The organism is Palleronia aestuarii, from assembly GCF_003253995.1.
GTDB lineage: Bacteria > Pseudomonadota > Alphaproteobacteria > Rhodobacterales > Rhodobacteraceae > Palleronia > Palleronia aestuarii.
Genome location: NZ_QKZL01000001.1, coordinates 229,843 through 252,848, shown reverse-complemented (window position 1 = coordinate 252,848; position 23,006 = coordinate 229,843). Strand labels below are relative to the sequence as shown.

33 protein-coding genes and 1 tRNA gene are annotated in these 23,006 nt (G+C 65.3%); 16 read left to right on the top strand and 18 right to left on the bottom strand.

All coding sequences use genetic code 11. The features are described 5' to 3' along the window. Nucleotides 1-379: 379 nt before the first annotated feature. The 11 genes from LX81_RS01315 to LX81_RS01265 all read right to left on the bottom strand — a co-directional run bounded on the left by LX81_RS01315 (nucleotide 380) and on the right by LX81_RS01265 (nucleotide 8,186). Entirely contained in the window at nucleotides 380-610 is a 231-nt protein-coding gene (locus LX81_RS01315; RefSeq protein WP_111535474.1) for a hypothetical protein, read from the bottom strand. 207 nt (nucleotides 611-817) lie between these two features. After that, the gene (locus tag LX81_RS01310; RefSeq protein WP_111535473.1) at nucleotides 818-1,645 is read right to left on the bottom strand and encodes a hypothetical protein; all 828 of its coding nucleotides are present in this window, start codon (nucleotides 1,643-1,645) and stop codon (nucleotides 818-820) included. Between the two features lie 351 nt (nucleotides 1,646-1,996). Further along, nucleotides 1,997-3,679: a DNA primase family protein gene (locus tag LX81_RS01305; RefSeq protein WP_170133811.1), complete on the bottom strand. Its 1,683-nt coding sequence runs from the start codon at nucleotides 3,677-3,679 to the stop codon at nucleotides 1,997-1,999. A gap of 146 nt (nucleotides 3,680-3,825) precedes the next feature. Then, the gene (locus tag LX81_RS01300; protein ID WP_111535471.1) at nucleotides 3,826-4,074 is read right to left on the bottom strand and encodes a hypothetical protein; all 249 of its coding nucleotides are present in this window, start codon (nucleotides 4,072-4,074) and stop codon (nucleotides 3,826-3,828) included. Beyond that, on the bottom strand, nucleotides 4,068-5,177 hold the full coding sequence (locus LX81_RS01295) for a DUF7146 domain-containing protein (protein ID WP_234822444.1): 1,110 nt from the start codon (nucleotides 5,175-5,177) through the stop codon (nucleotides 4,068-4,070). The genes LX81_RS01300 and LX81_RS01295 overlap by 7 nt, the downstream gene beginning before the upstream one ends. A gap of 20 nt (nucleotides 5,178-5,197) precedes the next feature. Continuing rightward, on the bottom strand, nucleotides 5,198-5,515 hold the full coding sequence (locus tag LX81_RS01290) for a hypothetical protein (protein WP_111535469.1): 318 nt from the start codon (nucleotides 5,513-5,515) through the stop codon (nucleotides 5,198-5,200). After that, complete coding sequence (locus LX81_RS01285) at nucleotides 5,512-5,799, bottom strand: hypothetical protein (RefSeq protein WP_111535468.1); 288 nt, start codon at nucleotides 5,797-5,799, stop codon at nucleotides 5,512-5,514. The genes LX81_RS01290 and LX81_RS01285 overlap by 4 nt, the downstream gene beginning before the upstream one ends. Next, entirely contained in the window at nucleotides 5,796-6,539 is a 744-nt protein-coding gene (locus LX81_RS01280; RefSeq protein WP_111535467.1) for a hypothetical protein, read from the bottom strand. The genes LX81_RS01285 and LX81_RS01280 overlap by 4 nt, the downstream gene beginning before the upstream one ends. Next, a complete protein-coding gene (locus LX81_RS01275) occupies nucleotides 6,536-7,291 on the bottom strand; it encodes a ParB N-terminal domain-containing protein (RefSeq protein ID WP_170133810.1) in 756 nt (251 codons plus the stop codon). Before LX81_RS01275 ends, LX81_RS01280 begins: the two co-directional genes overlap by 4 nt. Before the next feature lie 98 nt (nucleotides 7,292-7,389). Next, nucleotides 7,390-7,716: a hypothetical protein gene (locus tag LX81_RS01270; protein ID WP_111535465.1), complete on the bottom strand. Its 327-nt coding sequence runs from the start codon at nucleotides 7,714-7,716 to the stop codon at nucleotides 7,390-7,392. Beyond that, nucleotides 7,713-8,186, bottom strand: a complete 474-nt coding sequence (locus tag LX81_RS01265; RefSeq protein ID WP_111535464.1) for a hypothetical protein — start codon at nucleotides 8,184-8,186, stop codon at nucleotides 7,713-7,715. Before LX81_RS01265 ends, LX81_RS01270 begins: the two co-directional genes overlap by 4 nt. A 290-nt stretch (nucleotides 8,187-8,476) precedes the next feature. Here LX81_RS01265 and LX81_RS01260 point away from each other — a divergent pair, with 290 nt between their 5' ends. Together LX81_RS01260 and LX81_RS01255 are read left to right on the top strand one after the other, a co-directional pair. Then, nucleotides 8,477-9,019 (top strand): hypothetical protein, encoded by a 543-nt coding sequence (locus LX81_RS01260; protein WP_111535463.1) that lies wholly within the window; start codon nucleotides 8,477-8,479, stop codon nucleotides 9,017-9,019. A 55-nt stretch (nucleotides 9,020-9,074) separates the two neighbouring features. Next, nucleotides 9,075-9,410: a hypothetical protein gene (locus tag LX81_RS01255; RefSeq protein WP_111535462.1), complete on the top strand. Its 336-nt coding sequence runs from the start codon at nucleotides 9,075-9,077 to the stop codon at nucleotides 9,408-9,410. A gap of 2 nt (nucleotides 9,411-9,412) precedes the next feature. On the opposite strand, the gene LX81_RS21805 is transcribed toward LX81_RS01255, so the two are convergent. Next, complete coding sequence (locus LX81_RS21805; protein WP_146259374.1) at nucleotides 9,413-9,736, bottom strand: hypothetical protein; 324 nt, start codon at nucleotides 9,734-9,736, stop codon at nucleotides 9,413-9,415. A gap of 88 nt (nucleotides 9,737-9,824) precedes the next feature. Here LX81_RS21805 and LX81_RS01250 point away from each other — a divergent pair, with 88 nt between their 5' ends. From LX81_RS01250 to LX81_RS01220, 10 genes are all read left to right on the top strand, one after another. Then, the gene (locus LX81_RS01250; protein ID WP_211322680.1) at nucleotides 9,825-10,145 is read left to right on the top strand and encodes a helix-turn-helix domain-containing protein; all 321 of its coding nucleotides are present in this window, start codon (nucleotides 9,825-9,827) and stop codon (nucleotides 10,143-10,145) included. A gap of 188 nt (nucleotides 10,146-10,333) precedes the next feature. Further along, nucleotides 10,334-10,531, top strand: coding sequence for a hypothetical protein (locus LX81_RS01245; protein ID WP_111535460.1), 198 nt, complete (start codon nucleotides 10,334-10,336; stop codon nucleotides 10,529-10,531). Beyond that, a complete protein-coding gene (locus LX81_RS01240; protein WP_111535459.1) occupies nucleotides 10,531-10,962 on the top strand; it encodes a hypothetical protein in 432 nt (143 codons plus the stop codon). Before LX81_RS01245 ends, LX81_RS01240 begins: the two co-directional genes overlap by 1 nt. Nucleotides 10,963-11,259: 297 nt before the next feature. After that, complete coding sequence (locus LX81_RS22055) at nucleotides 11,260-11,430, top strand: hypothetical protein (RefSeq protein WP_170133809.1); 171 nt, start codon at nucleotides 11,260-11,262, stop codon at nucleotides 11,428-11,430. Continuing rightward, nucleotides 11,427-11,654 (top strand): hypothetical protein, encoded by a 228-nt coding sequence (locus tag LX81_RS01235; RefSeq protein ID WP_146259373.1) that lies wholly within the window; start codon nucleotides 11,427-11,429, stop codon nucleotides 11,652-11,654. Before LX81_RS22055 ends, LX81_RS01235 begins: the two co-directional genes overlap by 4 nt. Beyond that, entirely contained in the window at nucleotides 11,651-11,791 is a 141-nt protein-coding gene (locus tag LX81_RS22050) for a hypothetical protein (protein WP_170133808.1), read from the top strand. Before LX81_RS01235 ends, LX81_RS22050 begins: the two co-directional genes overlap by 4 nt. Beyond that, entirely contained in the window at nucleotides 11,788-11,949 is a 162-nt protein-coding gene (locus tag LX81_RS22045; RefSeq protein WP_170133807.1) for a hypothetical protein, read from the top strand. The genes LX81_RS22050 and LX81_RS22045 overlap by 4 nt, the downstream gene beginning before the upstream one ends. After that, the gene (locus LX81_RS01230) at nucleotides 11,946-12,584 is read left to right on the top strand and encodes a hypothetical protein (RefSeq protein WP_111535457.1); all 639 of its coding nucleotides are present in this window, start codon (nucleotides 11,946-11,948) and stop codon (nucleotides 12,582-12,584) included. Before LX81_RS22045 ends, LX81_RS01230 begins: the two co-directional genes overlap by 4 nt. Before the next feature lie 211 nt (nucleotides 12,585-12,795). Beyond that, nucleotides 12,796-13,206 (top strand): thermonuclease family protein, encoded by a 411-nt coding sequence (locus tag LX81_RS01225; protein WP_111535456.1) that lies wholly within the window; start codon nucleotides 12,796-12,798, stop codon nucleotides 13,204-13,206. A gap of 2 nt (nucleotides 13,207-13,208) precedes the next feature. Further along, nucleotides 13,209-13,418: a helix-turn-helix transcriptional regulator gene (locus LX81_RS01220; RefSeq protein ID WP_146259372.1), complete on the top strand. Its 210-nt coding sequence runs from the start codon at nucleotides 13,209-13,211 to the stop codon at nucleotides 13,416-13,418. A gap of 26 nt (nucleotides 13,419-13,444) precedes the next feature. Here the strand turns inward: LX81_RS01220 and LX81_RS01215 are convergent. Both LX81_RS01215 and LX81_RS01210 read right to left on the bottom strand, forming a co-directional pair. Continuing rightward, a tRNA-Thr gene (locus LX81_RS01215) sits at nucleotides 13,445-13,521 on the bottom strand. A 50-nt stretch (nucleotides 13,522-13,571) separates the two neighbouring features. Next, nucleotides 13,572-15,224: an ABC transporter permease gene (locus LX81_RS01210; protein WP_111535454.1), complete on the bottom strand. Its 1,653-nt coding sequence runs from the start codon at nucleotides 15,222-15,224 to the stop codon at nucleotides 13,572-13,574. A 152-nt stretch (nucleotides 15,225-15,376) separates the two neighbouring features. Between LX81_RS01210 and LX81_RS01205 the strand changes: the two genes are divergently transcribed. Next, entirely contained in the window at nucleotides 15,377-16,204 is an 828-nt protein-coding gene (locus tag LX81_RS01205) for a haloacid dehalogenase-like hydrolase (RefSeq protein WP_111535453.1), read from the top strand. Between the two features lie 22 nt (nucleotides 16,205-16,226). On the opposite strand, the gene LX81_RS01200 is transcribed toward LX81_RS01205, so the two are convergent. From LX81_RS01200 to LX81_RS01190, 3 genes are all read right to left on the bottom strand, one after another. Beyond that, entirely contained in the window at nucleotides 16,227-17,549 is a 1,323-nt protein-coding gene (locus tag LX81_RS01200; protein WP_111535452.1) for a hemolysin family protein, read from the bottom strand. Continuing rightward, nucleotides 17,546-18,862 carry a hemolysin family protein gene (locus tag LX81_RS01195; protein ID WP_111535451.1) on the bottom strand — a complete coding sequence of 439 codons (1,317 nt, stop codon included), beginning with the start codon at nucleotides 18,860-18,862 and terminating at the stop codon, nucleotides 17,546-17,548. The genes LX81_RS01200 and LX81_RS01195 overlap by 4 nt, the downstream gene beginning before the upstream one ends. A 138-nt stretch (nucleotides 18,863-19,000) precedes the next feature. Then, complete coding sequence (locus tag LX81_RS01190) at nucleotides 19,001-19,258, bottom strand: DUF2312 domain-containing protein (protein ID WP_111535450.1); 258 nt, start codon at nucleotides 19,256-19,258, stop codon at nucleotides 19,001-19,003. Between the two features lie 235 nt (nucleotides 19,259-19,493). On the opposite strand from LX81_RS01190, the gene LX81_RS01185 reads away from it, so the two are divergent. After that, nucleotides 19,494-19,709, top strand: coding sequence for a hypothetical protein (locus LX81_RS01185; protein WP_111535449.1), 216 nt, complete (start codon nucleotides 19,494-19,496; stop codon nucleotides 19,707-19,709). A gap of 139 nt (nucleotides 19,710-19,848) precedes the next feature. Beyond that, the gene (locus LX81_RS01180; protein ID WP_111535448.1) at nucleotides 19,849-20,283 is read left to right on the top strand and encodes a protein tyrosine phosphatase family protein; all 435 of its coding nucleotides are present in this window, start codon (nucleotides 19,849-19,851) and stop codon (nucleotides 20,281-20,283) included. A gap of 13 nt (nucleotides 20,284-20,296) precedes the next feature. Here the strand turns inward: LX81_RS01180 and LX81_RS01175 are convergent, their stop codons facing one another. Continuing rightward, the gene (locus LX81_RS01175) at nucleotides 20,297-21,199 is read right to left on the bottom strand and encodes a FliM/FliN family flagellar motor switch protein (RefSeq protein WP_111535447.1); all 903 of its coding nucleotides are present in this window, start codon (nucleotides 21,197-21,199) and stop codon (nucleotides 20,297-20,299) included. Nucleotides 21,200-21,426: 227 nt separating this feature from the next. Here LX81_RS01175 and LX81_RS01170 point away from each other — a divergent pair, with 227 nt between their 5' ends. Beyond that, nucleotides 21,427-22,794: an ABC transporter substrate-binding protein gene (locus LX81_RS01170; RefSeq protein WP_111535446.1), complete on the top strand. Its 1,368-nt coding sequence runs from the start codon at nucleotides 21,427-21,429 to the stop codon at nucleotides 22,792-22,794. Nucleotides 22,795-23,006: the final 212 nt, after the last annotated feature.

Here is a 23,006-nt window from a genome sequence, read left to right as displayed (position 1 = left end):
AACCCTATGAGAAATGCTATAGCGGAAACTACGCCTATGGATGCACTCGAAACTCATCCCACAACTGTAACACCGCATTGAACAACAACGTCAGGAACGCCCACCCTGTCGTCTGCGAACCGAAGCCATTATCGATCATGTCACCCACGGAAGGACCGGTCGGGATTTGGCTTGAAAGGAAACAGAGGGCGAGGATGTAGGTAGCTGAACCAAGGGTAAAAACGGACCCCAGCCGTTTTACAGCAAGCGAGCCGTCGCTCAACCTATGAAAATCAAAATGAACCAGCAGCCACAGAACGGCAGCCCCGACGGCCAGCGCAACTGGACCATTAGCGATGAAGTTCCACGGGAATTGTATTTTCCGATCCCGGAATACGATCTATTCCGGCCTTTTCCTGCTCACTAACTTAAGTGCCATCGCAACGAGCACGGCAACGACACCACCGATAATGTTAACGAACACGGAAGACAAGACGGGGACAAAATCGCCGATGACGGAACAGACAAATCCGCCGAGCGCAAACCACAACGCAAGGATCATGCCCGCGTATGCCTTTCGGCTCGCAGACCCGTTATAGACGTCCTCATACTGACTCACATCAAAATGCATTTGTCCCGATCCTCCCCGATCCCGGACTCTGTTTTGGATAGCGAATATAGTCCGTATTGGTTCCAAAATGAAGTCCCCTCTACAGCGAGGATCGACGCGACCTCGCTTTCAAACTACCAGCTTCCGCTTCCGACTGTGTTAACGCGAAGCGCCCGGCGGCATCTCTGCCCCGGGCGCACGTCGGTTGTCTGGGAAAAGTCAATAACCCTAGGGTTGTGCTCCCGTCAAGCTGTATTCGCGCCAGGGCGTCAGGGGAGGCATCTCAGGCGTCAACTCGATCCAGCGTAGGGGAGCATGGCGCAAGAGCGACATGACGCTGAGGAGAGCGCTCCACCAATCCAGATACGCTCGGCGCGCCGATGCAATCTGCGACGCCGTTGGTGCATAGGTGATCGGCGTGAACCTCGGCTCGAATGACCGCACCCGACCATTCAGCATGTAGCTCTGCCGCGGCATCGTCTCGGACTTGCCGTGCAGACCATGGGCGTTGCGCTGCCAGCGAACGGGCAGGCAGCGAGGGCGGGCGCCCACCATCGCATCGGGAACCAGGCAGGCCCGGGCCAACTCCGCCACACGCAAAGCCATCGGCCAGGTCAGCGCAGCCTGGACCGCAGCTGCCACCATCTCTGCATCATCCGCCGGCGTTGACCGGCCAGGTGACGTGTCGATGGCCGTGCCGCCCAGCATCGCGCGCTGCATCAGCACGAACTCCATGCCGAAGCCGATCCGCGCGCCGCCGGAGCTCGTGGCGACCGGATCGTCGTCGAGCCGTGCATGTTCGGAGGCGAAAGCCCATTCGAGTGCTTCACGCACGCCCATGCGCCGTACGACGCGCGGCGCCGGGCCGAGGGGCGCAGACCCGATGGGGAACGGATCGAACGCAAAGGCAGTATCGACGGGAGCAGGCGCGGTTCGCTTCGCCGTGCCGGACCGCGATGTACCGGTGCCGAAAGCCGAAGGACCATGCACCACCCGCCCCTCCTCGATCGCGGCGTTGATCAGCTTCCGGTCGCTTTCCGACAGTCCATTACCCATCGCGGAGGCTCCTTTTCGACGAGGGAGAGTGAGGGAGGACGGTTTTCGCCATTTTCCTTTCCTCCCTCCTTCTTTTCTCTAACAAGCTGTTGATTTTGTTCATTCTATAAGGCGTCAGGGGAGGTAAGGGAGTGTAGGGAGGATTTTTGCAGGTAACGCATAAGAGCGTTTTCATTTGGGAGGACCCATACTCTCGCGCGCATGTGTTACCTCGCAAAATGCCTCCCTAGCCTCCCTCTCTCCCTGATCGCCACCTAACCGTCTGACTTCGCTTCATTTCCCCCAGACCCCCGTTATCCTCCCACCTCCCGCTGAGTACCGGTTCCGTCCCTTCCCTCCCGCGTGATCGCCTTAGAAGGGGTCCGGGGATGTGCTGGACGGCGAGGACGAGCCGCGGGAGAGCCCGGACGACCCCCCTGCGTCGCGCAAGCGTTTCTCGAATATGTCGGCGAGCTTGACGCCGAGATAGCCCGCGATCGAGCGCTTTGCGGCCTGAAAGGTCCGTCCGGTCCGGGGGTCACGGTACCGCTTGGCACGATCCTTGAGGCGCTTCGTGACCGTGCCGGATGTCCATTGCGTCTCGCCGCGCTCATCCATCCAGAAATGGAATGCCTCGACCAGCTCCTTCGAGCGGGTAAAGTGCTGCTCCGATCCGGTGACCTCGCAGCAATCGGCGAGGAAGACCCCGATCGGATCGCTGTCCTCACGATAGCCCTGCGTCGCCTCCGTGACCTCCTTCGGCACCTGCAAGCCGCCTTCGAGGTAATCGATCAGCCCCGCCACCATCCAGTTCAGGATACCGGACCGCTCTTCCCAGAGCTTCTTCAGGAGGTCCGGGTCGCGTTCGGCTTCCGGGATCTGAACGAGGAACGGGATCAGCATGACGCGTCGCCAGATGCCATCGTCGGTGCCACGGATGTCGGGCTTGTGGTTGCCGCTGATCGTCAGCTTGAACTGCGGCTTGACCTCGACGAAGTCGCTATGGAGTGCGCGGACGAGGAGCGGCTCACCACCCGTCAGTTCCTTGATCACGCCCTCCTGGAGCTTCGTGCCCTGCTCGGGCTCGGACGCCCGCACCATGCGGGCCCCCATGAGGGGAATGAGGTCGGGCGTGGCATCGCCGCCGCCGCGCCGGTTTGTGCCGGTGAGGCTCTCGATCCGCGCCGTGGCCGCGTAATCGCCCATCATCCGCGCCATCAGGTCCGTGAGCACGGATTTCCCATTCGCGCCCTCGCCGTAGAAGAAGGCAAGCTTCTGGTCGCCGGTGATCGAGGTGAGGTTCAGCCCGAACCAGCGCTGTAGAAAGGCGCGCATTTCTGGATTGGGCTGGACGCGCTCGAGGAAGGCATCGAAGAGCGGCGACCGTGCCTGGTCATCGTAATCGACCGGCATGATTTTCGTCATCAGCTGCGATCGGTCGTGAGGTCGCAGGCGCACATCGGCAACCGAGCCCATGCCGTCCCCACGGGTCACGCCGAAGGCCAGCACACCCGATCCGGTGTTCACCTCGAGAGACTCCGCGTCGAGCTCGTCGAAGGCATGGCTGAGGGAGACGGACCCTTCTGTCAGCAGAGCGTCGATCCTCGCCTTGTTGCCGGTCGACTTCGCAAAGGCATGGTACTCGCGGCGGCGCGTTCCGAGCATCTTCTTAGCCTGCTCGAGACGACGCATTTTCGCGGAGACCTCCGCCAGTTCGGCCGCCGTCTCCGCATCGGGATCGTCGAGATGGCGCAGCTCGGCATGGCGACGGACGAGACCGTCCTCCTCCGAGAGCAGGGCGCGGTCGTATTGATTGATCGGGATGAAGGGAACCTCGGCCGCCATCTTGGTGCTGATCTGCTGCGCGAGGGCGCGCACGAGCGGTGAGAACCCCCTCCCGTCCTCCTGATCCTTCTTCCAGACCTTCTCGGTCCAGACGAACCAGCCGACCCTGCTGACCCGGATCACGTCGCTCCCGAAATAGGTCACGAATCGCTGGCCGTTCCCGATGTCGTTGAGCGGAAAGTTCGCGCACGCGGCCTCCGGCAGTTCCACTTCAGGTTCCGCCGGATCGGGAGGAAACCGTCCCTCATCCTGAGGGGGTGCGGGGGAGTCGCCGCGTCCAGGCGAGGCCGAGGGGTCGAGGCTTTCCACGTCCTCTGCCGCTGCGAAGCGCGATCGTATGAGTTCCAGCCGGTCCATCAGAGGGGCGGTTTCCCGACACCGACGATGATGGGCGGATGCATTTCGCCGAGGAGCTGGACGTGCACCGCGGCCCCGGCATTGAGCGCGGCGAGCTCGTCGGGCGTCGGATGCCAGGCAGTCGTCATCGACGGCGTACCCGGCCCGTTCACAGCGCAGTCGATCATTTCGCGCCGGACCGGCAGGCCGAGATAGCCTTGCGACTTGCCGATGACATGCGTGCAGCCTTCGATACGGGCGATCAGCATGGCTTGCCCTCCTTCCCCATCAGAACGTCATTCAGGTCGACCCCCTCGCCCGCATGGACGATCTGGATGGCCAGCCCGGGATTGTGGTGCTTCGCGCGGCGGAGCCCGGATTGAAGCTTGGCGCGCGTGGCCCGCGGATCGCTGTCACCGTCCTGGACGAAGATCAGGCGCCGCAGCCAGGGCGGCGGTACGAAGGCCTCGTCATCGTCGAGATCGGGCATGCCCGCGAACTTCATGCCCTCGCCGCGCAGATGGCGCCGCCCCGCCATGTTGCCGAGGTCTACCCCCGCCCAGTAGGCGGCGCCGGGCACCGGATCGGCGACCATCGCGGAAAGCGTCGTCTCGATCCCCTCGGCCATGACGAGCGTGTCGAAGGTCCCTGGTGCGCAGGCCTGCCCCGACAAGCGGATGGCGGCGCCCTTCTTCGATCCCAGCACCTTCTTCGCGGGCCGCGCGGTGCCGCGCACGTGGATGTAGGCCTTGCCGTCCTTCTCCGCCGGATCGAGCCAGGTGCGATGCACGCCGATCAGCTCGCCATTCGGCGCGGCGATCAGGCCCAGCATGGCGGGGCCTCGGTGAATCTCCACCCACTCACCCGCCTGCCGGTCCATGTATGGCAACGCCTCGTGATACCGCAGGACTTCGGGCGGGGTCAGGATGTCGGGCCCGAGCCCGCGGCCGGAGAGATATACTTCCACGGCCGTTCCCGCGATCGGCTTGCCCTCCGCCCAGATCGCGCGCGCCGCGGCGATCGACTTCCGTCGCTCGTCCTCCGCCCGCCGCTCTCTCGCCTCGCGCTGCCGGGCGATCTCGCCCTCGCGCCGCGCGAGCTCCTGCGGCGACAGGCGCACGTCGCGATCACCGACGAGCCAGGCCAGCGCCGCCGGGAAGTCGCATCCGAGCGCGAGCTCGACGAGGCCAATCCCGTCGCCCCCCTGGCAGCTGCGGCAATTGTAGACGTCGCGATCGGTGTTGATGGAGAACCGGTCGGTCCCGCCACAGCTGGGGCACGGCCCCGTCCATTCGCGGCCGGCGCGCTTCAACGTGGCGAGCAGTCCAAGGCGCTCGGCGATTTCGCCGATCGGGATGGATCGGGCTTCCATGAGACGGGCATCGTCCTGGTTCATGAGGCGAGCTGCCCACGGGCGAGCGCCCGGTCCCGGCGGTCCGCGAAAAAGTCAGAGAGCGCCACGCGCGCCCATTCGATCCGGGCCTTCGCCCGGAATTCGCCGCCTTCCGCGAAGGCCACGTCGAGTTCATGCGCGGCGAGGACGAGGCCGGGCATCGGGCTGTCGGCGAAGCGATCGAGGCGCGTCAGCGCCAGGCGCAACGCGTCGAACGCCTTCATTCGATCCGCATCCGTCGGCTTGCCTAGAACGATCGATGTCAGGGCGGAGATCACGAGCTGATCGGCATCGGTGAAGCGCGGAGCATCGGTCATGAGAGATCGGCCCTTTCCTGCCATGCGAAGACCGGCGCCTGCGCCGGGGCGATCTCTCGCGCCAGCTCGTGCACGAAATCCTCGAGTTCTGCGCCTGCCGCCGTCGCGCTGCCGCGGCGCATGTGCTCGTCGAAGGAGTCGAGCGCCCGGTGCAAAGCCGGGCCGTGACCGGTCTCCAGATCGACCTGCTCGCGCAGCCATGCGATCGACATCGCCTCTTTCCGCCCGGCCTTCGCGCGCAACGCGATCCCGAGGGCAATCATGCCGATCTCGACGCCCCTCATTGCAGCATCCCCATCAGCCCGCCTTCTGGCGGCCGCAGGTGGTCGGGCAGTGGCGGATAATCCCCCGGCCGGGTCAGCCGCGCCCGGCAAGGCGGAATGCGCTCGAAAATCGTGCGATCGGCCCCAACGACTTTGTCCTTCGTCCAGACGAGCCAGGCGTAGGACGTCGCGGTCGAAGGCTTGCGTAGCGCATGCGTTTCCGCGTCCCAGACCGGGACGTCCGGATCGAGCAGCACGCCGCGCCAGATGGGGACTCGCTCGACGAAGGGCAGGACGAATGTCTCCGGCCTCACGGAGAAGAGGGTCCGGTATCGCTCGGCCCCTTCGACGAAGGATGTGCGAACGAAGACCGCCACGCCCTCGCGCGCGACATCCAGCCCGCGTTGGATGAACTGATCGGCGACCTTGAAGGGAGGGTTCGTGATGACCCAGCCCGGGCGGCGCTCGTGCAGGCCCGGCGCGCCCAGGAAGTCGCAGACGCCATCCATGCCCGGCCAGCCATAATCGAAGATATCGGTAGCCGTGATCTCGGCGAAATGCTCCGCGAGCGGCTGCGCCATGTGTCCGCGGTTGCAGGCCGGCTCCCAGCAGGATTGTTGACCTAGGTCGAACCCTTCGCGCTCGAGGAACTTGCAGAGTGCGCGTGTCGCCCAGGGCGGCGTCGGGAAATCATCGAGCGCGTCAGGCGCCGGGGCGCGTTGCTGCATGACGGCAGAGGACCGATTTTGCCGACCGATCATGCCGCGGCTCCCTGAGCGAACTGGCGCAGGAGCGCGAGCATCGATGCCCGAGTGAGGTCGTTCAACGTTTTGCCGCGGTACTCAGGGCGCTTGCGTAGGGCGCTGGCCTGCTCGGAAATCTCGACGAGGGAATGGGCGCGACAAAACCTTTCGAGCAGGGCCGTCGGCGCCTTGGCCTCGGCGACTACGGCCAACCATGGCTTGACGATGCCCGCCAGATAGAAAGCCGGGTCGCCGACCTCGTCGGCTCGGCGGATGGCGCGCAGACCGCGAACCACGACGTCCTCGCATCCCGCTTCTATGTAGCTGCGGATGAGCGGAACGGTGTAGATTTCTCCGGCGCGCTTTTGTGTGTTGGACCGGTTGGACGTCATGAGACGGCATCCGGCCTCCTCGACCGCCGCGCGGCTGGCGATGGCCCAGGGTTCACGTGCGGCCAGCGCCGCCTTGTAGATCTGAAGCTGCGAGATCGCCGTGACGTTGCCGTTCACCCAGGAGAACGACGACGCCTGCTCCGCCACGCTCATGTGCACGACCATGCAGGGCACGGCCTCGATCCCGCACATCAGTGCGGCATGGGTGCGATGCTGACCGTCGATGATGGCGAAGAGGCCGCCGGGGACCGGCGCACAAAGGACGGGCGTGAAGCGGCTCCAACGGAAGTCACCGGCGATCCGCCGGATGGATTTCCAGTTCGCCGGGCCAAGTCCGCGCTGATACGCATCGTCTACCCTAAGCTTCACGATCTCCACCCATTCCATAATCGGGGCAGGCTGGTCGATCAGTTCTACGGGCTTGGCATCGGCGATGGAAATGGCGCGGAGTGATCCGCGATCCGAAACAACGTCCTTCATCCGTCGGTCCTCATCTTCGCGGACTGGCTGAAGAGCGCCGCACCCGGCCGCGGTTCACGCCATTGCGCGGCGATCCAGTCGCGTACGATGGGTGGATCGACTCCCGCGAGCGTGCAGACCTCTCCAAACCCGTACGTGCTCGGCCAGCCGTCTACAGTTGCGCCGTTCTTTCGCCCGGCTTTGAAATGCTCGCGCAGGTTCTCGAGTAGGACCGCGCCCCAAAGACGTTTGCAGGAAACGTGATCAGTAGCGCGGGCCGAGAAGGGCGCGACACGGATCGGTGGGTTCCGGCGCGCGATCGGGCGGGCGTCGAACGCATTCATGAGGCATCCTCCTCGATCCAGAAGACGGGTGTGTTGCTGTCGATCGCGGTCCAGGCGTCGGCCCAGACGTCGTGCGAGACGTCGCGCCCCGGAAGCGCCGGGATCAGAACCTGCGCGGCGGATTGAAGGATCGGGCGGACCCAAACACCCCGATCGAGATCGGCAGAGCGCGCCGTCCGCACCATGAGGTCGAGCGAGAGCGCAGGCACGATCGCCGTGATCCCCGTCTCGGCCAATGCCCGCGTGAGATCGGCAAGCGCCCACATCTCGCGGCGCATACGGCCCGGCACGAGCGCGGCACGATGCGCCTCGTCGAGGCCGTAAGGTGTCGCGACATAGGTCAGCGACCGACGCGCGGTGCCCAGAAAATCCGCCATCGTGCGGCGAACGAAGAGACCGGTAGACCCAGCATGGCGGTCGAGGCTCGGCCAGTCGAGTGCGTGGCCGGGATCGTTCTGCGCGCCGCTCATTGCATGCAGCCTTGGCGGATGATCATGCTACCATGGCGGTACCGACGGACGTGAGCGCGCCCGCCGGTACCTTTCGACCCCTCAAGAACAGCCCAAGAGAGGACGACTTCGATGAGCGACGACAAAAAAGAAGATCGGCAGCGCCGCGAGCCGGAAAGGCACATGCGGTACATGGGGGTGCGACCGCCACCACCGAGCCGCGTTGGCAATTCAGTGGGAGTGAGACAGCCGCGCAAGCCGGATCGGAACGAAGACAAGCCCCCTTCACCCCCCGACAAGGAAAAATAGACATGACACCTGATCGAGACGGAATTCGGTTCAACGTCTTGAGAAACGCGCACTACCACACCGCCCGCAGGCGCGGTCTGGAGCGCGCCAATCGGATCTTTTCGCTCTTGATCATCGTGCTGGGCGCGGCGGCGGTCGGCGATGCCGCCGCGCGCCTCGGCGTCGGAACCGTTTGGATCGGTGCGGCCGTTGCCTTCGTTGGCTCGTTGCAACTGGTCTTCGACTTCGGCCGCCAGGCGCGGGACCATCAGGCGCTGCAACGCGATTACTACCGGCTCTTGGCCGAAATCGAACGAACTATAGAGCCCACAGCAGAACAGCTCGCCGGATGGCACGGCGACATGATCGCAATCACTGCCGATGAACCGCCCACCATGCGCGCGCTGGATGCCAGAGCCTACAACGACACGCTCGGATCGCTCGGGTACGACGACGCTGGCGATCGTTTGGTTGTCCCGTGGCAACATATTGTGCTTGGCCACGTCCTCCCCTTTGAGGGTTACGAGTACCGAAAGCGATCCGAGATCGCGGACGACGCGACGTGAGCGCATGCCGGCACGCGTCGATCCCTCCAAACCACACTGAGAGAGGACGACTTCGATGAGCGACGAAATGAGGACGACCGCCACGATTTCAGATGGCCAAATCGAATGGACGCAGGGAGAAGAGGGCGAAACATTCGGCTTCTTCAGCGTGTATATACCCATGCAGCTCACCCACGAGACCGGCGGCTACGAGGCGCAATCGACCGTCCTTTTTCACGTGCCAGTATTTCCAAAGAACGGACGCGAGACTCCGTATGCTGAAGTCGAGTTCGAAGCCGCACGATCTCTTCCGAAGGCACTTCGAGACGCTGCGGATCAGATTGAAGAGCAGGTCGAAGCATCCGCGCAGCTGCGGCTCGTAGCGCTCGCCATGCGGACGCGAGACGAGTGAGATCAAACATCGCGTGGCTCCGTGATTGACGGAGCGGCAGGTGAAGGCGCGCCCGTACCACCCTGCGTTGAAACAACTTTCTGGGGTTGTGCGGCGGAATTTCGCTCACCATCTTTTGCGTCATGTGCAATATTATTCGCTCGCATCTCGATCAGCAGCGCCCGCACCTTCTCGGCGGTCTCTGGCCAGATGCGTTTGCCGGCGCAGAGCCTCCGGTAGAAATGCCCACCCTGCCCGGCGCGCTTGCCTACCGTACTAGGATGCACGCCGAGCGCCGAAGCGACCGCTTCAACTTCTCGACGGAGTTCTTCCGAGAGTGTGCTCATGCCGAAGGACGCTAGTGTGATAAATCACACTGTTCAACGAGAAACTTCACATTCGTGCGCGAAGATGGCGTGCGGTAAGTTTCTCACCATGAGCACTACTCACGTTTTTGTCCAAAACCTCCTGCAAGCCATGCGCGAAGAAGGCATGAGCGAAGCGGAACTGTCTCGCAAAGCGGGAATGAGCCGCCGTGGCGTAACAGATCTCCGTGAAGGCCGAGCGCAAAGTCCGAAGCTTTCGACGGTCTTCGCACTGGCGGAAGCCTTAGGTAGAGATCCCGGTGAGTTAATGGGGCTTGGAAAGCGGCCCCAAGTCAGAGCTGATCTGGCGGATTTTCTTTCCCAATACGACGAAGCCGATCAAGAGCGATTTCTATCGGCACTGGTCGCGATGAGTCGTCATCGGGCTTGAGCGCAATGAGCGCTAGACACTCTTCAAGATAGGTAAGTTTCACACGGATCTCCCAGTTCTACTGCATAAGTAGAACATTTGCGAACGCGCACAAAATGTGATTTTTCACACAAACATAGTTGACGGTGTGAAGCTTCACACGCATAGTTCTCCCCATCGGCTCACACCGAGCCATCAAGGAGACCAAAATGCACGGTTTCGACCATAATCTGATCGCGTTACGGCGGGCGACAGGCGCGAGCCGCGCCGCGCTTGCCTGGACGATCCAGATCGTTCTTCTGGAGGTCGCCGGACGGCCTGACCTCTGCCTCCGCGAAGCGGATCGCATCATTGCCCTGAGCGACGCTCGCCACGACCCGGCCCGCGCCGAGCGGAGGCCGTCCTGATGTTCGGCCCGAACCGCACCCAGGATGCCGAGCGCGCAATCGAGGCGCATGTCCTCGGTGCGGCTGTCACTTTGCGGCTCGAAACCGAACTGCCTCTGGCGCACGTCCTGTCTCAAACGGTTGCGGTCGCGATGCGCAAGCTGTCGGAGATCGACGCCCTGTCGGCGTCCGAGCTTGGTGACGCACTGATGATGCTGACCTGGCCAGAGGCGACGGTCGCGGAACGGCTCGACGCGCAAGGCGTCGTGACCGCCGCACGGGAGCGTCTCGCCGCAGCGGAACGCATTCTATGCGACGCTGCGGCCGAACGGCATGCCTTTCCGGATAACGTGGTGCCTATAGCGCCGTTCGGCCGTGGCACGATGGGCGGCGTCTGGATCGCCGAACAGATCGCCAACGCGGAACGCGGGCCGTCCGAAGACGCGTCATGAGTTGCTGTCAGCAGACGAAGAACAGCGGCAGCTATTCCGGCGTCTCCGGTCCTGTGCCGTTCTGCAAGGCCTGCGGCCGGACCGGCGCGTCCGTCAAGGCACGGTAGCACCCCCTCATTCCCATCCCTGCGCGATCCTGGTCGCGTGGGGTTGCCGGCGGGGCGCGTTCTCCTCCTCCGCGTCTCGCCGGTACCGATTGCCTCCGCGCGCCCATTTTCTGTCCGGGCGCGCGGCACCTGCCGGGGGCATCGAGCCCGCTCTGCCCCCGGCCTTTTGTTCTGAAATGAGGATTCCCCGATGACAGAACGTCAATTTACCCCTGCATCCGAAGAAGAACTGAATTGCGAATTCGCTCTGCGCCGGGCCGACACCTGTGAAGAGACGATCACAATCCTTGTCCGCAGCGCCCTGATCTGGATTGCCGGAATCGGCAGTGCCGCATGGCTCGGCGCAAGGGTTCTGTCATGAAGCACCCTGCGCTTCCCCGTTTCGCCGATCTGCGCGACGGCGGCCTCATGCAACGCCCGGACTTCGGCCGCGCAGTCTGGACTGCGATCGAGGTCCTGATCCTGTCGACCGTGCTGCTTTTCCTTGGTGCCACGGCCTACTTCGTTGCCCAGGGCGCCGGGCAATGGCTCGCGGCTTCGATCGAATGTCGCGGCGGCATCATGGCGGCGGAGCTGCTCCGATGACCGCGATTGCCACTTTCCTCGGCGCGTGCCTCGCCATCCTGATCGAGGTTTTCGCCGACGTGCATCCGCCGCTGCCGATCCCCGAGGGACCGCTGCCGTTCAACGCCCCGCAGATCGCCGCGGAGGGTGCGGCATGATCCTGCGCCTCCTCGCCGTCATCCTTCCGCCGGTCGCAATCATCGCGCTGGCCGTCCTTCTCGCCGCCTGCGGTCCGCAAGGCCGTCTCGGCCCGGCCGTCGTCGACGGCTGCCTCGTCAATCCCCACACCCTCTGCGCGAAGGAAATCGCACCATGAAGACGTTCTTGACCGCCGCCACGCTAGCCATCGGCCTGGCGCTTCCCGCCTCCGCCACCGTCCTGCGCACCGTGGACGGCCCCGGCGCAGGAGCCACGGCGCTCGATCTCGACCTGTCGGCGTTCACGGTCCTCTCGACCTATTCGCCCGGCCGCACGATGGTCGAGCCGTTCGGCCAGCCCCTTCTGGTCGAGCCAGGCACCCCGGAGGCCGACCTTAAGGGCTACGTGCCCGACCGGCTCAAGGGCGGGCGCGACGGAGCCGACGGCGCCTGGATCGACAGCAACGGCGCGAACGGCCTACGCATCGACTTGCCCATTCCCGGCATCGAGACGCTGACCATGCGGATCAGCGATGCGATGGATGCCGTACCGAACATGACAATCACGGCGCCTGGCGCGATCCTGTCGCTCGACGGCCTCCGCGAGAACCACAACGCGGTGTGGATCGAGGCCAGCGATATCGACGACCCTGCAAGCTTCTGGCTGTCGTTCTTCTTCGGCGTCCGCGACGCCGTGGGATTTCCGACGGAAGTCTACGCTACCACGACCCCCGCCCCGATCCCACTTCCCGCCGGGGGCATCCTGCTCGCGACCGGGCTGGCCGCGCTGGCGCTCCGGTGGCGGTCGACGTGATGGGCTGGGTGGAGGCCACGCGTCTTTTTCAGAGGCAAATCGTAGTTGGGAGAATGCTTGTCGCGAAACCGGTGCCTACATGCCCGGTCTCGCAACGCGTCTCCGCATTGAAGCGGACGAATTGGCGGATCGCTATCCGGACGATACCACCGGAGGATCGTGTGAAAAGTAGACATCCGACATCGCCGCGCATCGAACGAAAGAATTCATCATGCTGACCCGCCTCGCCATCATCGCCCTGCTCGCGCTCACAGCTTGCGACGATGCCGACACCGATCACGATACGATTCGCGTCACGGCCGATATGATCGTCGACGGCGACACGGTACGGATCGCCGATGGCCCAAACATCCGCCTGACCGGTGAAGGCAACGATCCGTTCGACACGCCCGAGACGTACAAGCCGGGATGCACTGAGGAAGCGCAACTCGGGGCGCAGGCCTCTGCTCTCCTGCGGAGCCTGATGCCTGGCGAAGCGCAGATCATCCGCCGCGGTGGTGGGGGCTTCGGCCGCGATCTCGGCGTGCTCTATGGCAACGACGGCGAGGACGTGAAGGTGGCACTCTTAGCCGCCGGGCTGGCGCGGGAAAGCATGAACGCCGATTGGTGCGGGGGGAGCTGACCATGACCGTCCCTCGCCCTGAGTTCGTCCGCGTCAGCGACGCACCCGCTGTCTACGGAATGGACCGCTCGACCGTCTACCGATGGGCTGAGAAAGGCGTCATCACGATCTACCGCCGGGGCCGCATGTCGTGGGTGAAAGCCTCTGAAATGTCGCATTACATCGAAACTGGCTTGGGGGACCAGCCGGGGGACCAAAAGGACAAAACCTGAAATTTTTGAACTATAACAGTGTTTAATGGTGCCCGAGGAGGGATTCGAACCCCCGACCCTCGACTTACAAGATCGCCGCTCTGGCCAACTGAGCTACACGGGCAACGTTACCGCTTCTAGTCGATCGCGCCTGCCGCTGTCCACCGTTCGGGCTCAGCGATTCATCCGCGCGAGCGTCACGACCGCCACGAGCCCCACCCCGGTCACGAGGAGCGCCGCCGGGGCAGCATCGCCGATCCGCTCGAGCGAGGCCTGCTCGTAGACCCGGGTCGCGAGCGTATCGAAATTGAATGGCCTGAGGAGCAGCGTGGCGGGGAGTTCCTTCACGCAATCGACGAAGACGAGCAGGAGCGCTGTCGACACCGATCCCCGGATCATCGGCAGGTAGACCGAGCCGAGCGTGCCGCCGGCGCTTCGCCCGAGCGCGCGCGCGGCCATCGGCAGGCTCGGGGAGATGCGCTCCATCGCCGTATCTGCCGCGCCCTGCGCGATGGCGAAGAAGCGCACGACGTAGGCCAGCACGATCGCAGCCCCCGTTCCAGTCAGGATCAACCCCGGATCGTCGAAGCCCAGCGCCGCAATCGAATCGGCCAGGGTGTTGTCGAAGGCTGCGAGCGGCAGCAGGATCCCGACGCCCAGCACCGCGCCCGGCGCGGCGTAGCCGATCGTGGTGACGGGCATCAGCAGACGCGGCAGCGCATGGCCCGACAGCCGCACGCCGTAGACGAGGAAGAGCGCGAGGCCGACCGTCAGGGCCGACGCCGCACCGCCCACGCCGAGCGTGTGCAAGAGCGCCTGGCCCAGCGCGGGATCGACCCAGGCATCGACATTCGCGATCGCGTGCCCCGTCAGGACCCCCACGGGCAGGACGAACCCCCCGAGCACCGGAAGAAGGCAAGCGAGGCACGCCAGCATCCCGCCGAGTCCCGTCAGCCGGATCGGCGTGGCCGGCCGCGCATAACGCGACATCTGGCTGACGCGGGCCCGGCGACGCGACAACCGCTCCGCCGTCATGAGAAAGAGGACGAGGCCCAGGATCACGCAGGCGATCTGCGCGGCCCCACCGGCATTTCCCATCTCCAGCCAGACGGTGAAGATGCCGGTGGTGAGCGTCTGCACGCCGAAATAGTCGACGACACCGAAATCGTTGATCGTCTCCATCATCACGATCGCCGTTCCCGCGGCGATCGCCGGTCGGACGAGCGGCAGACCCACGCGGAAGAACCGTCCGACGGCCCCCGCGCCCAGCGCGCGCGCCACGTCGAAGGATGCGCCGGACTGTTCCCGGAATCCCGCCCGCGCGAGGAGATAGACATAGGGATAGAGCGCAGCGGACAAGACCAGAATTGCCGCGGGCCGCGACCGGACCTCGGGGAAGACGTAGTCCCTTGCGCTCTCCCAGCCCATCAGCGCCCGCAATCCAGTCTGCACCGGCCCGGCATATTCGAGAAAGTCGACAAGGGCGTAGGCGCCCACGTAGGCAGGGATCGCGAGCGGGAAGAGCAGCGCCCATTCGAGCCAGCCGCGTCCCGGAAAGCGGTACATCACGACGAGCCACGCGGTCCCCGTACCGACGATCGCCGACAGGAGGCCCACGCCGGACATGAGGATGATCGAGTTCCCGAAATAGCGCGGCAGCGTGGTCGAGATCAGATGCCCCCAGATCGGCTCGGAGGGAAACAGCGCGAGCCACAGGATCGCCCCGACCGGCAAGAGGACGAGCGCGGCAATGACGATCGCCCCGAACGACCAGGCGTCGGGGAGGCGGGGCAACCGGCGATATGTCCGAGCGATTTGGTCGGTCATGGATACTGCGCTAGGCAATCCCCGCGTCGCTGTCCAGTCCATCGTGCCCGGAACGGACCGTATCACGCGTCCGGCCGCAATTTGCGCGGCTGGCAGGTCGTGCCGAACACCGATAGGCACATGAGGAACCCCCGAGATGCGCAGGAGCCCCCATGCCGATCACCCGTCCGTACATTCCCCGCCTCGCCTTCATCTTCGATTTCGATCTCACCCTCGCGGGTGATTCGTGGAACGCGGTCTGCGCCGAGCTCGGGATCACCCGCGATGAATGGCGTGACCGGTTCCGCGCGCCGCTGGGCGAGGGTTGGGATCCCATCCAGCAGAAGGCGCAGGGACTGCTTGACGCGGCCGACGCGCTCGACGTGCCGCTGACGCCGGAGCTCTTCGAGCGGGCGGCCAGTCGGATCGAGATCTTTCCGGGCGTGCTCGACATGCCCGCGCGCATTCGGGCCGTGGTGGAGGAGATCCACGCGGAGATCGAATGCGAATTCATCGTCCTGTCGTCGGGCTTTTCGGAACTGATCCATCCGACGGCGGTGGCGAAGGCCTTCGACGAGGTCCATGCCGGGGCCTTTCACATGCAGGACGGACGTGCGCGCTGCGTCAAGCGGACCATCACCCATGCCGAGAAGGCGCTCTATATCCGCGCCCATGCGGAGGGGCTCTCCGTCGCGGAATCGAACTCTCCCGGCACGTCGGACGCGCTGGTCGACGCGCACGACCTGCACGTTCCGTTCGACCAGATCGTCTATGTCGGGGACGGCGCGAGCGATCTGCAGGCTTTCGGCTATCTCGACGCGATGGGTGGCCTGACGATCGGCATCACCGAGGATGGCGCGTTCGAGGCGCGGGAAGAACAATCGTCGTCGCAACGCGTCGACGCGCTTTCCGCTCCCGATTACAGCGATGGCGCCGCGCTCTTCGTCGCGCTGCAGCACGCCGCCCGCGCGGGCGCCTCGCGGATCGCCTTGCGCAGCTGATCCCGCGGGCGCGGCGCCGGGGTCAGTCGTGCTCCCGGCCGGGGTCGGGCTCCGTTTCCCCCTCGACCGCCTCGACGCCGACCCGCGCGATGGCGAGCCCCTCGACCACCTCGACCTCGAAGCGGAGACCGGCGATCTCGCATTGGTCGCCCTCGCGCGGCGGTCGGCCCAGGTGCTCCAGCAAAAGGCCGGCGATGGAGCGCGACCGCGACGTGTCGAGCCCCCAGTCGAAGCGCTCGTTGAGACGCGAGATCGGCGCGGTGCCCGCGATCTTCCAGCGCCGTCCGAGTCGGGATTCCGTATCCGGCTCGTCGATCTCGAACTCGCTGTGGACCTCTCCCACGACCTCCTCGATCGCGTCCTCGAAGGCCACCGCACCGAGCACGCTGCCGAATTCGTCGACGACGAGCGCCATATGGGTGCCGTGCTGGCGCATGTTGTCGAGCAGCGCGGCGGTATCGAGGCTCGCGAGCACCTTCGGCAGCGGCCGCAGGATCCCCTCAAGCCCCTCCGCGTCGAGCGGCGCTCCACCCTCCGTCTGATGGCGGATGACGTCCTTGACGTGGACGACCCCCAGCGACGCATCAAGCCCGCCGCGCGTCACCGGCAGACGGCTCGGTCCGGCATCGAGGATCCGCGCGGTGAAATCGTCGTCGTCCAGCTGATTGAGGTCGATGGAGAGGACGCGGCGGCGCGGCGTCATCAATTCATCCGCCCGCCGTGCCTGAAGCCGCACGATGTTCTTGATGAACTCCGCCTGTTCCGCACCGATCGCGCCACCCTCGTGGGAATCCTCCGCGATGGCGGCAAGCTCCCGAGGCGAATAGAACCGCGCCTCGCTCCGGTCGAGCCCGAAGATCGAGAGAAGCGCCTGGCTGATGACGTTAAGAAAGGCCACGAACGGGCGGAAGATCAGTTCGAAGAAACGGATCACCGGCCAGAGCGCCACGAGCAGACGCTCCGCGCCCTTGAGCGCCATCGCCTTCGGGATCATCTCGCCGAGGACCACGTGGAAATAGGTAAGCACGATCACGGCGAGGATCAGCGCCACGACATGGATCGCGGCCCCCTCGATCCCGAAATTGGCGAGCGGCGCCTCGATCCAGCCGGCGATCTTGTGCTCGCCGTACATTCCGAGACCGATGGAGGCGAAGGTGATCCCGAGCTGCGCGACCGCGACGTACCGATCCTGTGCCTCCGGGCCCTGAAGCGTTCCGGCGATACGGGCGCCGCGATCCGAGACCGTCTCCACCCGCGAGAGGCGCGATCCGACGATGACGAATTCCATGGCGACGAAGATGCCGTTGATCGCGATCAGGGCCGCGATGATGCCGAGACCGATCACGTCTTTTCCATCTCTTGCGTCCTGGGAAAGGAGATGAGGCGCGGCAGGCCGTTCTCGACGCTGTCCACCCGGAACTTAGTGCCCGCGACCGTAACCCCGGCGCCGCGCCGTGCATCCTCGACGCCGAGCTTCAGCGCGACGAGGCCGGAGAGCGTATCTGCCTGATCTTCCGGCAGGCCGAGATCGAACTTCCTGTTGATCTCGCGGACCGGCAGATCGCCGCGCAGCACGACACGGTCCTTTCGATGGCGGATCCGAGGCTCCTCGTCGTCGAACTCGTCGACCACCTCGCCGATGATCTCCTCGATCAGGTCCTCGAGCGTCACCAGGCCCGAAATCACGCCGTATTCGTTGAAGATCACCGCGAGGTGGGCGTTCTCCGATTGCAGGCGGTTCCAGACCTCAGCGAGCGACAGACTATCGGGAAGGACCTGGAGCGGCCTCAGGATATCGTCGATCCGCGCCTCCCCGTCCTCCCGTGCGAGCGCGTGCAGATCGCGGATATGGACGAAGCCGACCGGACGGTCGGTGCCGTCGCCGTCGATGACCGGAAAGCGGGTGAAAGGCGTGGCGAGCATCGCGCGCAGCGCCTCACCGGCACGCAACTCGGTCGTCATCATCTCGATCCGGACCCGCGGTGCCATCACCTCGCTGACCGTGCGGTCCTGAAACGACAGGACCTGCCGCATCATCTCGTGCGCAGAGCGCTCGATCGCCCCGCCCTCGAGGCTGTCGGCAATGAGCTGCCGGAGCTCTTCGTGGCTGTGCTCCTCGCCCGTCTCCTTCGGCTTGTCGAGGCCGAGGCGGCGCATGATGAAGAGCGCCGATCCGTTGAGGAGCGCGATGAAGGGTCCGAGCAGAAGGAGCGACCAGCGCATCGGACGCGACGTCGCCATGGCCGTATTTTCCGGTGCGCGGACGGCGATGGACTTGGGAAATAGCTCGCCGAAGATCACCTGGAGCACGCTCAGCACGATCAAGATGAGCGGCGCCGCGACGGCCGGTCCCTGCAATCCCGCCGGCAGGACCGGCTCGAGAAGCGGCTCGATATAAGGCAGGAGCGCGCGCTGGCCGTAAAAGCCGATCACGAGGCTCGTGAAGGTGATGCCGACCTGCGCGCAGGCGATGTAGCGGTCCATCCGCTTCTCGTCGCCGATCGTCTCCTCGAGATACCGGGCCTCGGTGGAGCCGTCCTCGGCCTGCGCTTCGAGTTTCGGCCTACTGGCGGAAACGGCGGCGAATTCCGCGGCCACGTAGAACGCGTTGGCAAGCAACATGGCGACGATAACTATCAGCACGAGTATCAGCGCCATGCGGGTCCTTCTCACATCTGTCCAGGGGGCCTCGCCATCGACGGACCTGTCCCGGGGGAAGAGCCTGCTCGCGGCGTGGTTCCGTCACGTCCGCGTTTCGTGCCTGGTTCGCTCACACAGCGGGGGCGTGCGCCCTCCCTACATGCCGAGAGCTTCCTTGTAGAGATCGATCACCGCCTCCTGCTCGGCGACATCGTCCTTGTCCTTCTTGCGCAGGCTGACGATCGCGCGGAGCGCCCGCTGGTCGTAGCCGCGACCCTTCGATTCCGCATAGACCTCGCGGATCTGGTCGGAGATGTCCTTCTTCTCGGATTCCAGCCGCTCGATCCGCTCGACGAACTGGCGGAGTTCCTCCGCGGTGACGCGGTAATTCTCCGCGGAATTTTCCTGGTCCATTGTCACGATCTGCCTTCTGCTGCCTTGATTCTATGCCCGAGATGGCGGCGGCCACCGCGCCTCTCTCCCCGGGAGCCTCGCGCCTGCCGGTGAACGGTGTCCTGCCGGACGGTTCGCACTACTTAGCCCGCGGGTTCCTCTAGTTGCGGCACGCCCGAGAGACAAGGCGCGGTCTCCGGCTTGCCACGACCGCCATCTTGGCCTAGCGAGGCTGCGGCCTCGACGGAGATACGGCATGGATTGGCTCATCTGGATCGGAACCGTGCTCTCGATCATCGGTCTCGGGGGTCTTCTCTGGTGCATCGTGGAGGCGCTCCGCGCCCGCCGATCGGGGCTCGACGATGCGGGGCTCAGGACGCGGCTGCAGCGGCTCGTCGCCTGGAACATGGCCGCACTCCTGCTCTCCATGCTGGGGCTCGCCATCGTCGTCGTCGGGATATTTCTTTCCTGATCCGACCTGCTCGGCCGGCGTCTTCCGACCGGATTGACACCGCCGCCGCGCGTGACATCCTGCGCCCTCCTGCCGCAGGCCCGCGGCGACCACCGACAGCGCCGGTCGTCCCACCGGCCCCATCCGGGATCGCTACCCCATGCAGATCAACCGTCTCACACCCGCCTATGCCGTCTCGCCGCAGATCGAGCCGGACGATCTTGCCGCCCTGCGCGAGGCCGGGTTCACGGCCGTGATCTGCAACCGCCCCGATGCGGAGGTGGATGCGGCGCATTCGGCCGACGCGCTCCGCGCGGCCGCCCGCGACGCGGGGCTGGTCTTCCACGAGAACCCCGTCGTCAATGGCGCGCTCGGGCCGGAGGAAGTCGAAGCGCAACGCACGATCCTGACGGCCGCCGACGGCCCGGTCTTCGCCTATTGCCGCTCCGGCACGCGATCCGCCATCGTCTGGGCGCTCGGCGCGGCTGCCGACCAGCCGGTCGACGAGATCCTCGGCATGGCGCGTCAGGCGGGCTACGACCTCGAGGGCCTCCGTCCGCAGCTCGAGCGCATCGCGGCGGGCGCGACGTTCTGAACGGCGCCGCGTCTCACTCGAGCGCCGGTGCCGCGCTTGCGATCTCGACGTTCTCGAAGGGCGCGGACGCGGGTGAGCCCAGCCGCACCGCTTTGCGCCCCGCAGACTGACCGAGCCGCCCGTCGGACAGGACGGCGCCCGTCGCGGTCACAAGCCTGACCCGGTCGATCGACTGACGCGACAGCGGCAGAACGGTGCCAACCTCCAGCGACTGCACCTTCTCGACCGAAAGCGTCAGGCGCTGCAGCTCGGCACGCAGGTTCACCTCGCTGCCCATGAGCCTGCCGCTGAGCTGCGAAGACCAATCCTTTACGACTTCGCCCTCGGGCTCGGGCGCGGGCAATCGGGGCAGGATGACGTCGATCCGCCCCACCCGCTCGCCGGACGGGCCGAGCGACAGATCGAGTTGCGTATGGTCATGGGGCGCATCGGCCATCAGAAGGACGATCTTGCGAATCTCGTTCAGATGCGTGGCGTAGCGGTAGCCGCTCGTTATCGGCGTCTCGAGATCGCCCGCGAGCGCCTCCTGCGACTCGAGAAAGCGATCGATCGGATCGGCCATCATCGCGGCATCCGTAGCCGTCACCGCACGTGGCGTTGTCGCGCGGGAATAGACGCGACCGATCGTCATCATCTCCACGATCGAGTTCACCACGCCCGGATCGAGAATCGCGATGCCGTAGCCATGCGGCCCGTCGAGAAGCGCGCAGAGCGCACCCTCTCCCACCATCGCGCCGATCTCGTCCGGCGTCAGCGACGCCTGCTCCATGCCGGTCACCGCGGCATCGAGGCCGATTGCGCGCGAAAACCCGTGGATCAGCGCCCGGCGCCAGACCCTGCGGGGATCGAGCGCGGGCGATTTCGGGGCACGGCGCGGCGCGCCGATCTTGCGGCGGAGAGGAGAGAGCTCTGACATCGGGGCGGGCCGTCCTGGCTTCGTTTGCACAGACGCTCGCAGAACGAGGTTACGAAAGCTTAAAGCCGCGCCGGGGAAAGATCGATCGACGGTGAATGAAGCCTTCTGACGGCCCCTTCGTTAAGATGATGTTTACGCTAACGATCGCAGGCTTCACGGCGGAAGCGGACGCCGTACCTGTGCGCCCCTTTGCAAAACGTTACGCAGAACGGATCGGAGGCCACGCGATGACGAGATCGGGCCGGACCCGCCGCAGCGTGCTGTGCGGCGCCGCCGCGACCGCCCTTGCCGGACCTCTGCTCGCCGCCCGCCGAGCGCGGTCCCAGGACGCCTCCTTCACCAACGCCCCCACCGAAAGCACCGTCACGTTCGGCATCGTCGTCGCGCAGAGCGGGCCCTATGCGGAGGAGGGCGAGGAGGAACTGCGCGGCTTCACACTCGCGATCGACCATCTCAACGGCAAGGGCGATGGCGGGATGCTCGCGACCTTCTCCTCTCGCGCGCTCGACGGGGCGGGGATCCTTGGAAAACGGATACGGTTCGTGGCGGGCGACAGCGAGGCGCATTCCGGCATCGCGCGGGCCGCCGCAAGACGGATGATCGAGGCGGACGGGGCGGTCATGCTGACGGGCGGATCGTCTTCCGGCGTCGCCGTCGCGGTGCAGGGTCTTTGCCGGGACGTTGGCATTCTCTACATGAGCGGCCTCAGCCATGCGAACGCCACCACCGGAAAGGACAAGGCCGCCAACGGCTTTCGTCATTTCCTCAACGCGCACATGTCCGCCCTCGCCCTCGCACCCGCCCTCGCGGAGATCTGCGGGCGCGACCGGATGGCCTATCACATCGCGGTCGATAACGGTTGGGGCCAGGCGCAGCAGCATTCCGTTGCCGAGGCGACGGAGGCGATCGGCTGGAAGACGGCAGGCGTCGCCATGACACCACCGGCCCGGACCGACTTCTCCGCGTTTCTACCGGCTTTCCTCGAATCGGGGGCCGATGTTCTCGTGCTCGACCAGTACGGCGGCAACCTCGTCAATTCCCTAAAGAGCGTCGAGCGGGCCGGTTTGAGGGAACGGCAGGTTTCGGGGCGAACCATCGAGCTGGTCGCGCCCTTCGTTTCCGATCTCGCGGCCCGCCGCGCGGGCCATGCCATCGCCGGTGTCATCGGCACGCAGAACTGGCATCCGGAACTCGAGGAACGGATGGGGGTGCGCTATGCCGGGAGCGACGCCTTTGTGCGGAGCTACGTTGCCGCCTACGGTACACCTCCAGGTCAGGCGGCACAGACCTGCTATGCGCAGACCCTCCTCTACGCCGATGCGGTCGCACGCGCGGGGAGTTTCGATCCCTGCGCGGTCGCCGAAGCGCTCGAGGGCTTCACCTTCGACGGTCTGGGAAACGGTCCGAGCCTCTACCGCGCCGCCGATCACCAGTGTTTCCACAACGTCCTCATCGTCCGGGGGCGTCGCCAGCGTCTCGAAGCCGCAGTACCCGTGGAGATCGTCGCGACCACGCCCGGCGATGCGGTGAGCTATCCCGTCGATCATCCGCTGTTCGCAGGCGGCGCGCTCGGCAGATGCAACCGGGGCACGTGATCCCTCGGGGCCATCCGACATCCCGGCGACCAGTATCCGGAATGGACGGACACCGATCCGTCCGTCCCGCGTGATCCGCTCCTTTCGGAACAGAATCCCGAACCAGACCTTAATCCCGCAGGAACCGCGACGGACGCCGCACGCGGACGCGCACCATGCGAAATCAGTGCGTGATGGCCTCTGGACGACGATGCGCTCCGCATTGATGATCC

Excerpts from the sequence above, each read along its gene's own strand:
- LX81_RS21805 (WP_146259374.1), bottom strand. The coding sequence starts at position 9,736 with ATGAGCACACTCTCGGAAGAACTCCGTCGAGAAGTTGAAGCGGTCGCT.
- LX81_RS01205 (WP_111535453.1), top strand. The coding sequence starts at position 15,377 with ATGCCGATCACCCGTCCGTACATTCCCCGCCTCGCCTTCATCTTCGAT.
- LX81_RS01235 (WP_146259373.1), top strand. The coding sequence starts at position 11,427 with ATGAAGCACCCTGCGCTTCCCCGTTTCGCCGATCTGCGCGACGGCGGC.
- LX81_RS01285 (WP_111535468.1), bottom strand. The coding sequence starts at position 5,799 with ATGAGGGGCGTCGAGATCGGCATGATTGCCCTCGGGATCGCGTTGCGC.
- LX81_RS01265 (WP_111535464.1), bottom strand. The coding sequence starts at position 8,186 with ATGAGCGGCGCGCAGAACGATCCCGGCCACGCACTCGACTGGCCGAGC.
- LX81_RS01170 (WP_111535446.1), top strand. The coding sequence starts at position 21,427 with ATGACGAGATCGGGCCGGACCCGCCGCAGCGTGCTGTGCGGCGCCGCC.
- LX81_RS01290 (WP_111535469.1), bottom strand. The coding sequence starts at position 5,515 with ATGACCGATGCTCCGCGCTTCACCGATGCCGATCAGCTCGTGATCTCC.
- LX81_RS01310 (WP_111535473.1), bottom strand. The coding sequence starts at position 1,645 with ATGGGTAATGGACTGTCGGAAAGCGACCGGAAGCTGATCAACGCCGCG.
- LX81_RS01180 (WP_111535448.1), top strand. The coding sequence starts at position 19,849 with ATGCAGATCAACCGTCTCACACCCGCCTATGCCGTCTCGCCGCAGATC.
- LX81_RS01220 (WP_146259372.1), top strand. The coding sequence starts at position 13,209 with ATGACCGTCCCTCGCCCTGAGTTCGTCCGCGTCAGCGACGCACCCGCT.
- LX81_RS01230 (WP_111535457.1), top strand. The coding sequence starts at position 11,946 with ATGAAGACGTTCTTGACCGCCGCCACGCTAGCCATCGGCCTGGCGCTT.
- LX81_RS01190 (WP_111535450.1), bottom strand. The coding sequence starts at position 19,258 with ATGGACCAGGAAAATTCCGCGGAGAATTACCGCGTCACCGCGGAGGAA.
- LX81_RS22050 (WP_170133808.1), top strand. The coding sequence starts at position 11,651 with ATGACCGCGATTGCCACTTTCCTCGGCGCGTGCCTCGCCATCCTGATC.
- LX81_RS01315 (WP_111535474.1), bottom strand. The coding sequence starts at position 610 with ATGCATTTTGATGTGAGTCAGTATGAGGACGTCTATAACGGGTCTGCG.
- LX81_RS22055 (WP_170133809.1), top strand. The coding sequence starts at position 11,260 with ATGACAGAACGTCAATTTACCCCTGCATCCGAAGAAGAACTGAATTGC.
- LX81_RS01175 (WP_111535447.1), bottom strand. The coding sequence starts at position 21,199 with ATGTCAGAGCTCTCTCCTCTCCGCCGCAAGATCGGCGCGCCGCGCCGT.
- LX81_RS01245 (WP_111535460.1), top strand. The coding sequence starts at position 10,334 with ATGCACGGTTTCGACCATAATCTGATCGCGTTACGGCGGGCGACAGGC.
- LX81_RS01280 (WP_111535467.1), bottom strand. The coding sequence starts at position 6,539 with ATGATCGGTCGGCAAAATCGGTCCTCTGCCGTCATGCAGCAACGCGCC.
- LX81_RS01195 (WP_111535451.1), bottom strand. The coding sequence starts at position 18,862 with ATGGCGCTGATACTCGTGCTGATAGTTATCGTCGCCATGTTGCTTGCC.
- LX81_RS01295 (WP_234822444.1), bottom strand. The coding sequence starts at position 5,177 with ATGGAAGCCCGATCCATCCCGATCGGCGAAATCGCCGAGCGCCTTGGA.
- LX81_RS01255 (WP_111535462.1), top strand. The coding sequence starts at position 9,075 with ATGAGCGACGAAATGAGGACGACCGCCACGATTTCAGATGGCCAAATC.
- LX81_RS01225 (WP_111535456.1), top strand. The coding sequence starts at position 12,796 with ATGCTGACCCGCCTCGCCATCATCGCCCTGCTCGCGCTCACAGCTTGC.
- LX81_RS01250 (WP_211322680.1), top strand. The coding sequence starts at position 9,825 with ATGAGCACTACTCACGTTTTTGTCCAAAACCTCCTGCAAGCCATGCGC.
- LX81_RS01240 (WP_111535459.1), top strand. The coding sequence starts at position 10,531 with ATGTTCGGCCCGAACCGCACCCAGGATGCCGAGCGCGCAATCGAGGCG.
- LX81_RS01185 (WP_111535449.1), top strand. The coding sequence starts at position 19,494 with ATGGATTGGCTCATCTGGATCGGAACCGTGCTCTCGATCATCGGTCTC.
- LX81_RS01260 (WP_111535463.1), top strand. The coding sequence starts at position 8,477 with ATGACACCTGATCGAGACGGAATTCGGTTCAACGTCTTGAGAAACGCG.
- LX81_RS01300 (WP_111535471.1), bottom strand. The coding sequence starts at position 4,074 with ATGCTGATCGCCCGTATCGAAGGCTGCACGCATGTCATCGGCAAGTCG.
- LX81_RS01270 (WP_111535465.1), bottom strand. The coding sequence starts at position 7,716 with ATGAATGCGTTCGACGCCCGCCCGATCGCGCGCCGGAACCCACCGATC.
- LX81_RS01210 (WP_111535454.1), bottom strand. The coding sequence starts at position 15,224 with ATGACCGACCAAATCGCTCGGACATATCGCCGGTTGCCCCGCCTCCCC.
- LX81_RS22045 (WP_170133807.1), top strand. The coding sequence starts at position 11,788 with ATGATCCTGCGCCTCCTCGCCGTCATCCTTCCGCCGGTCGCAATCATC.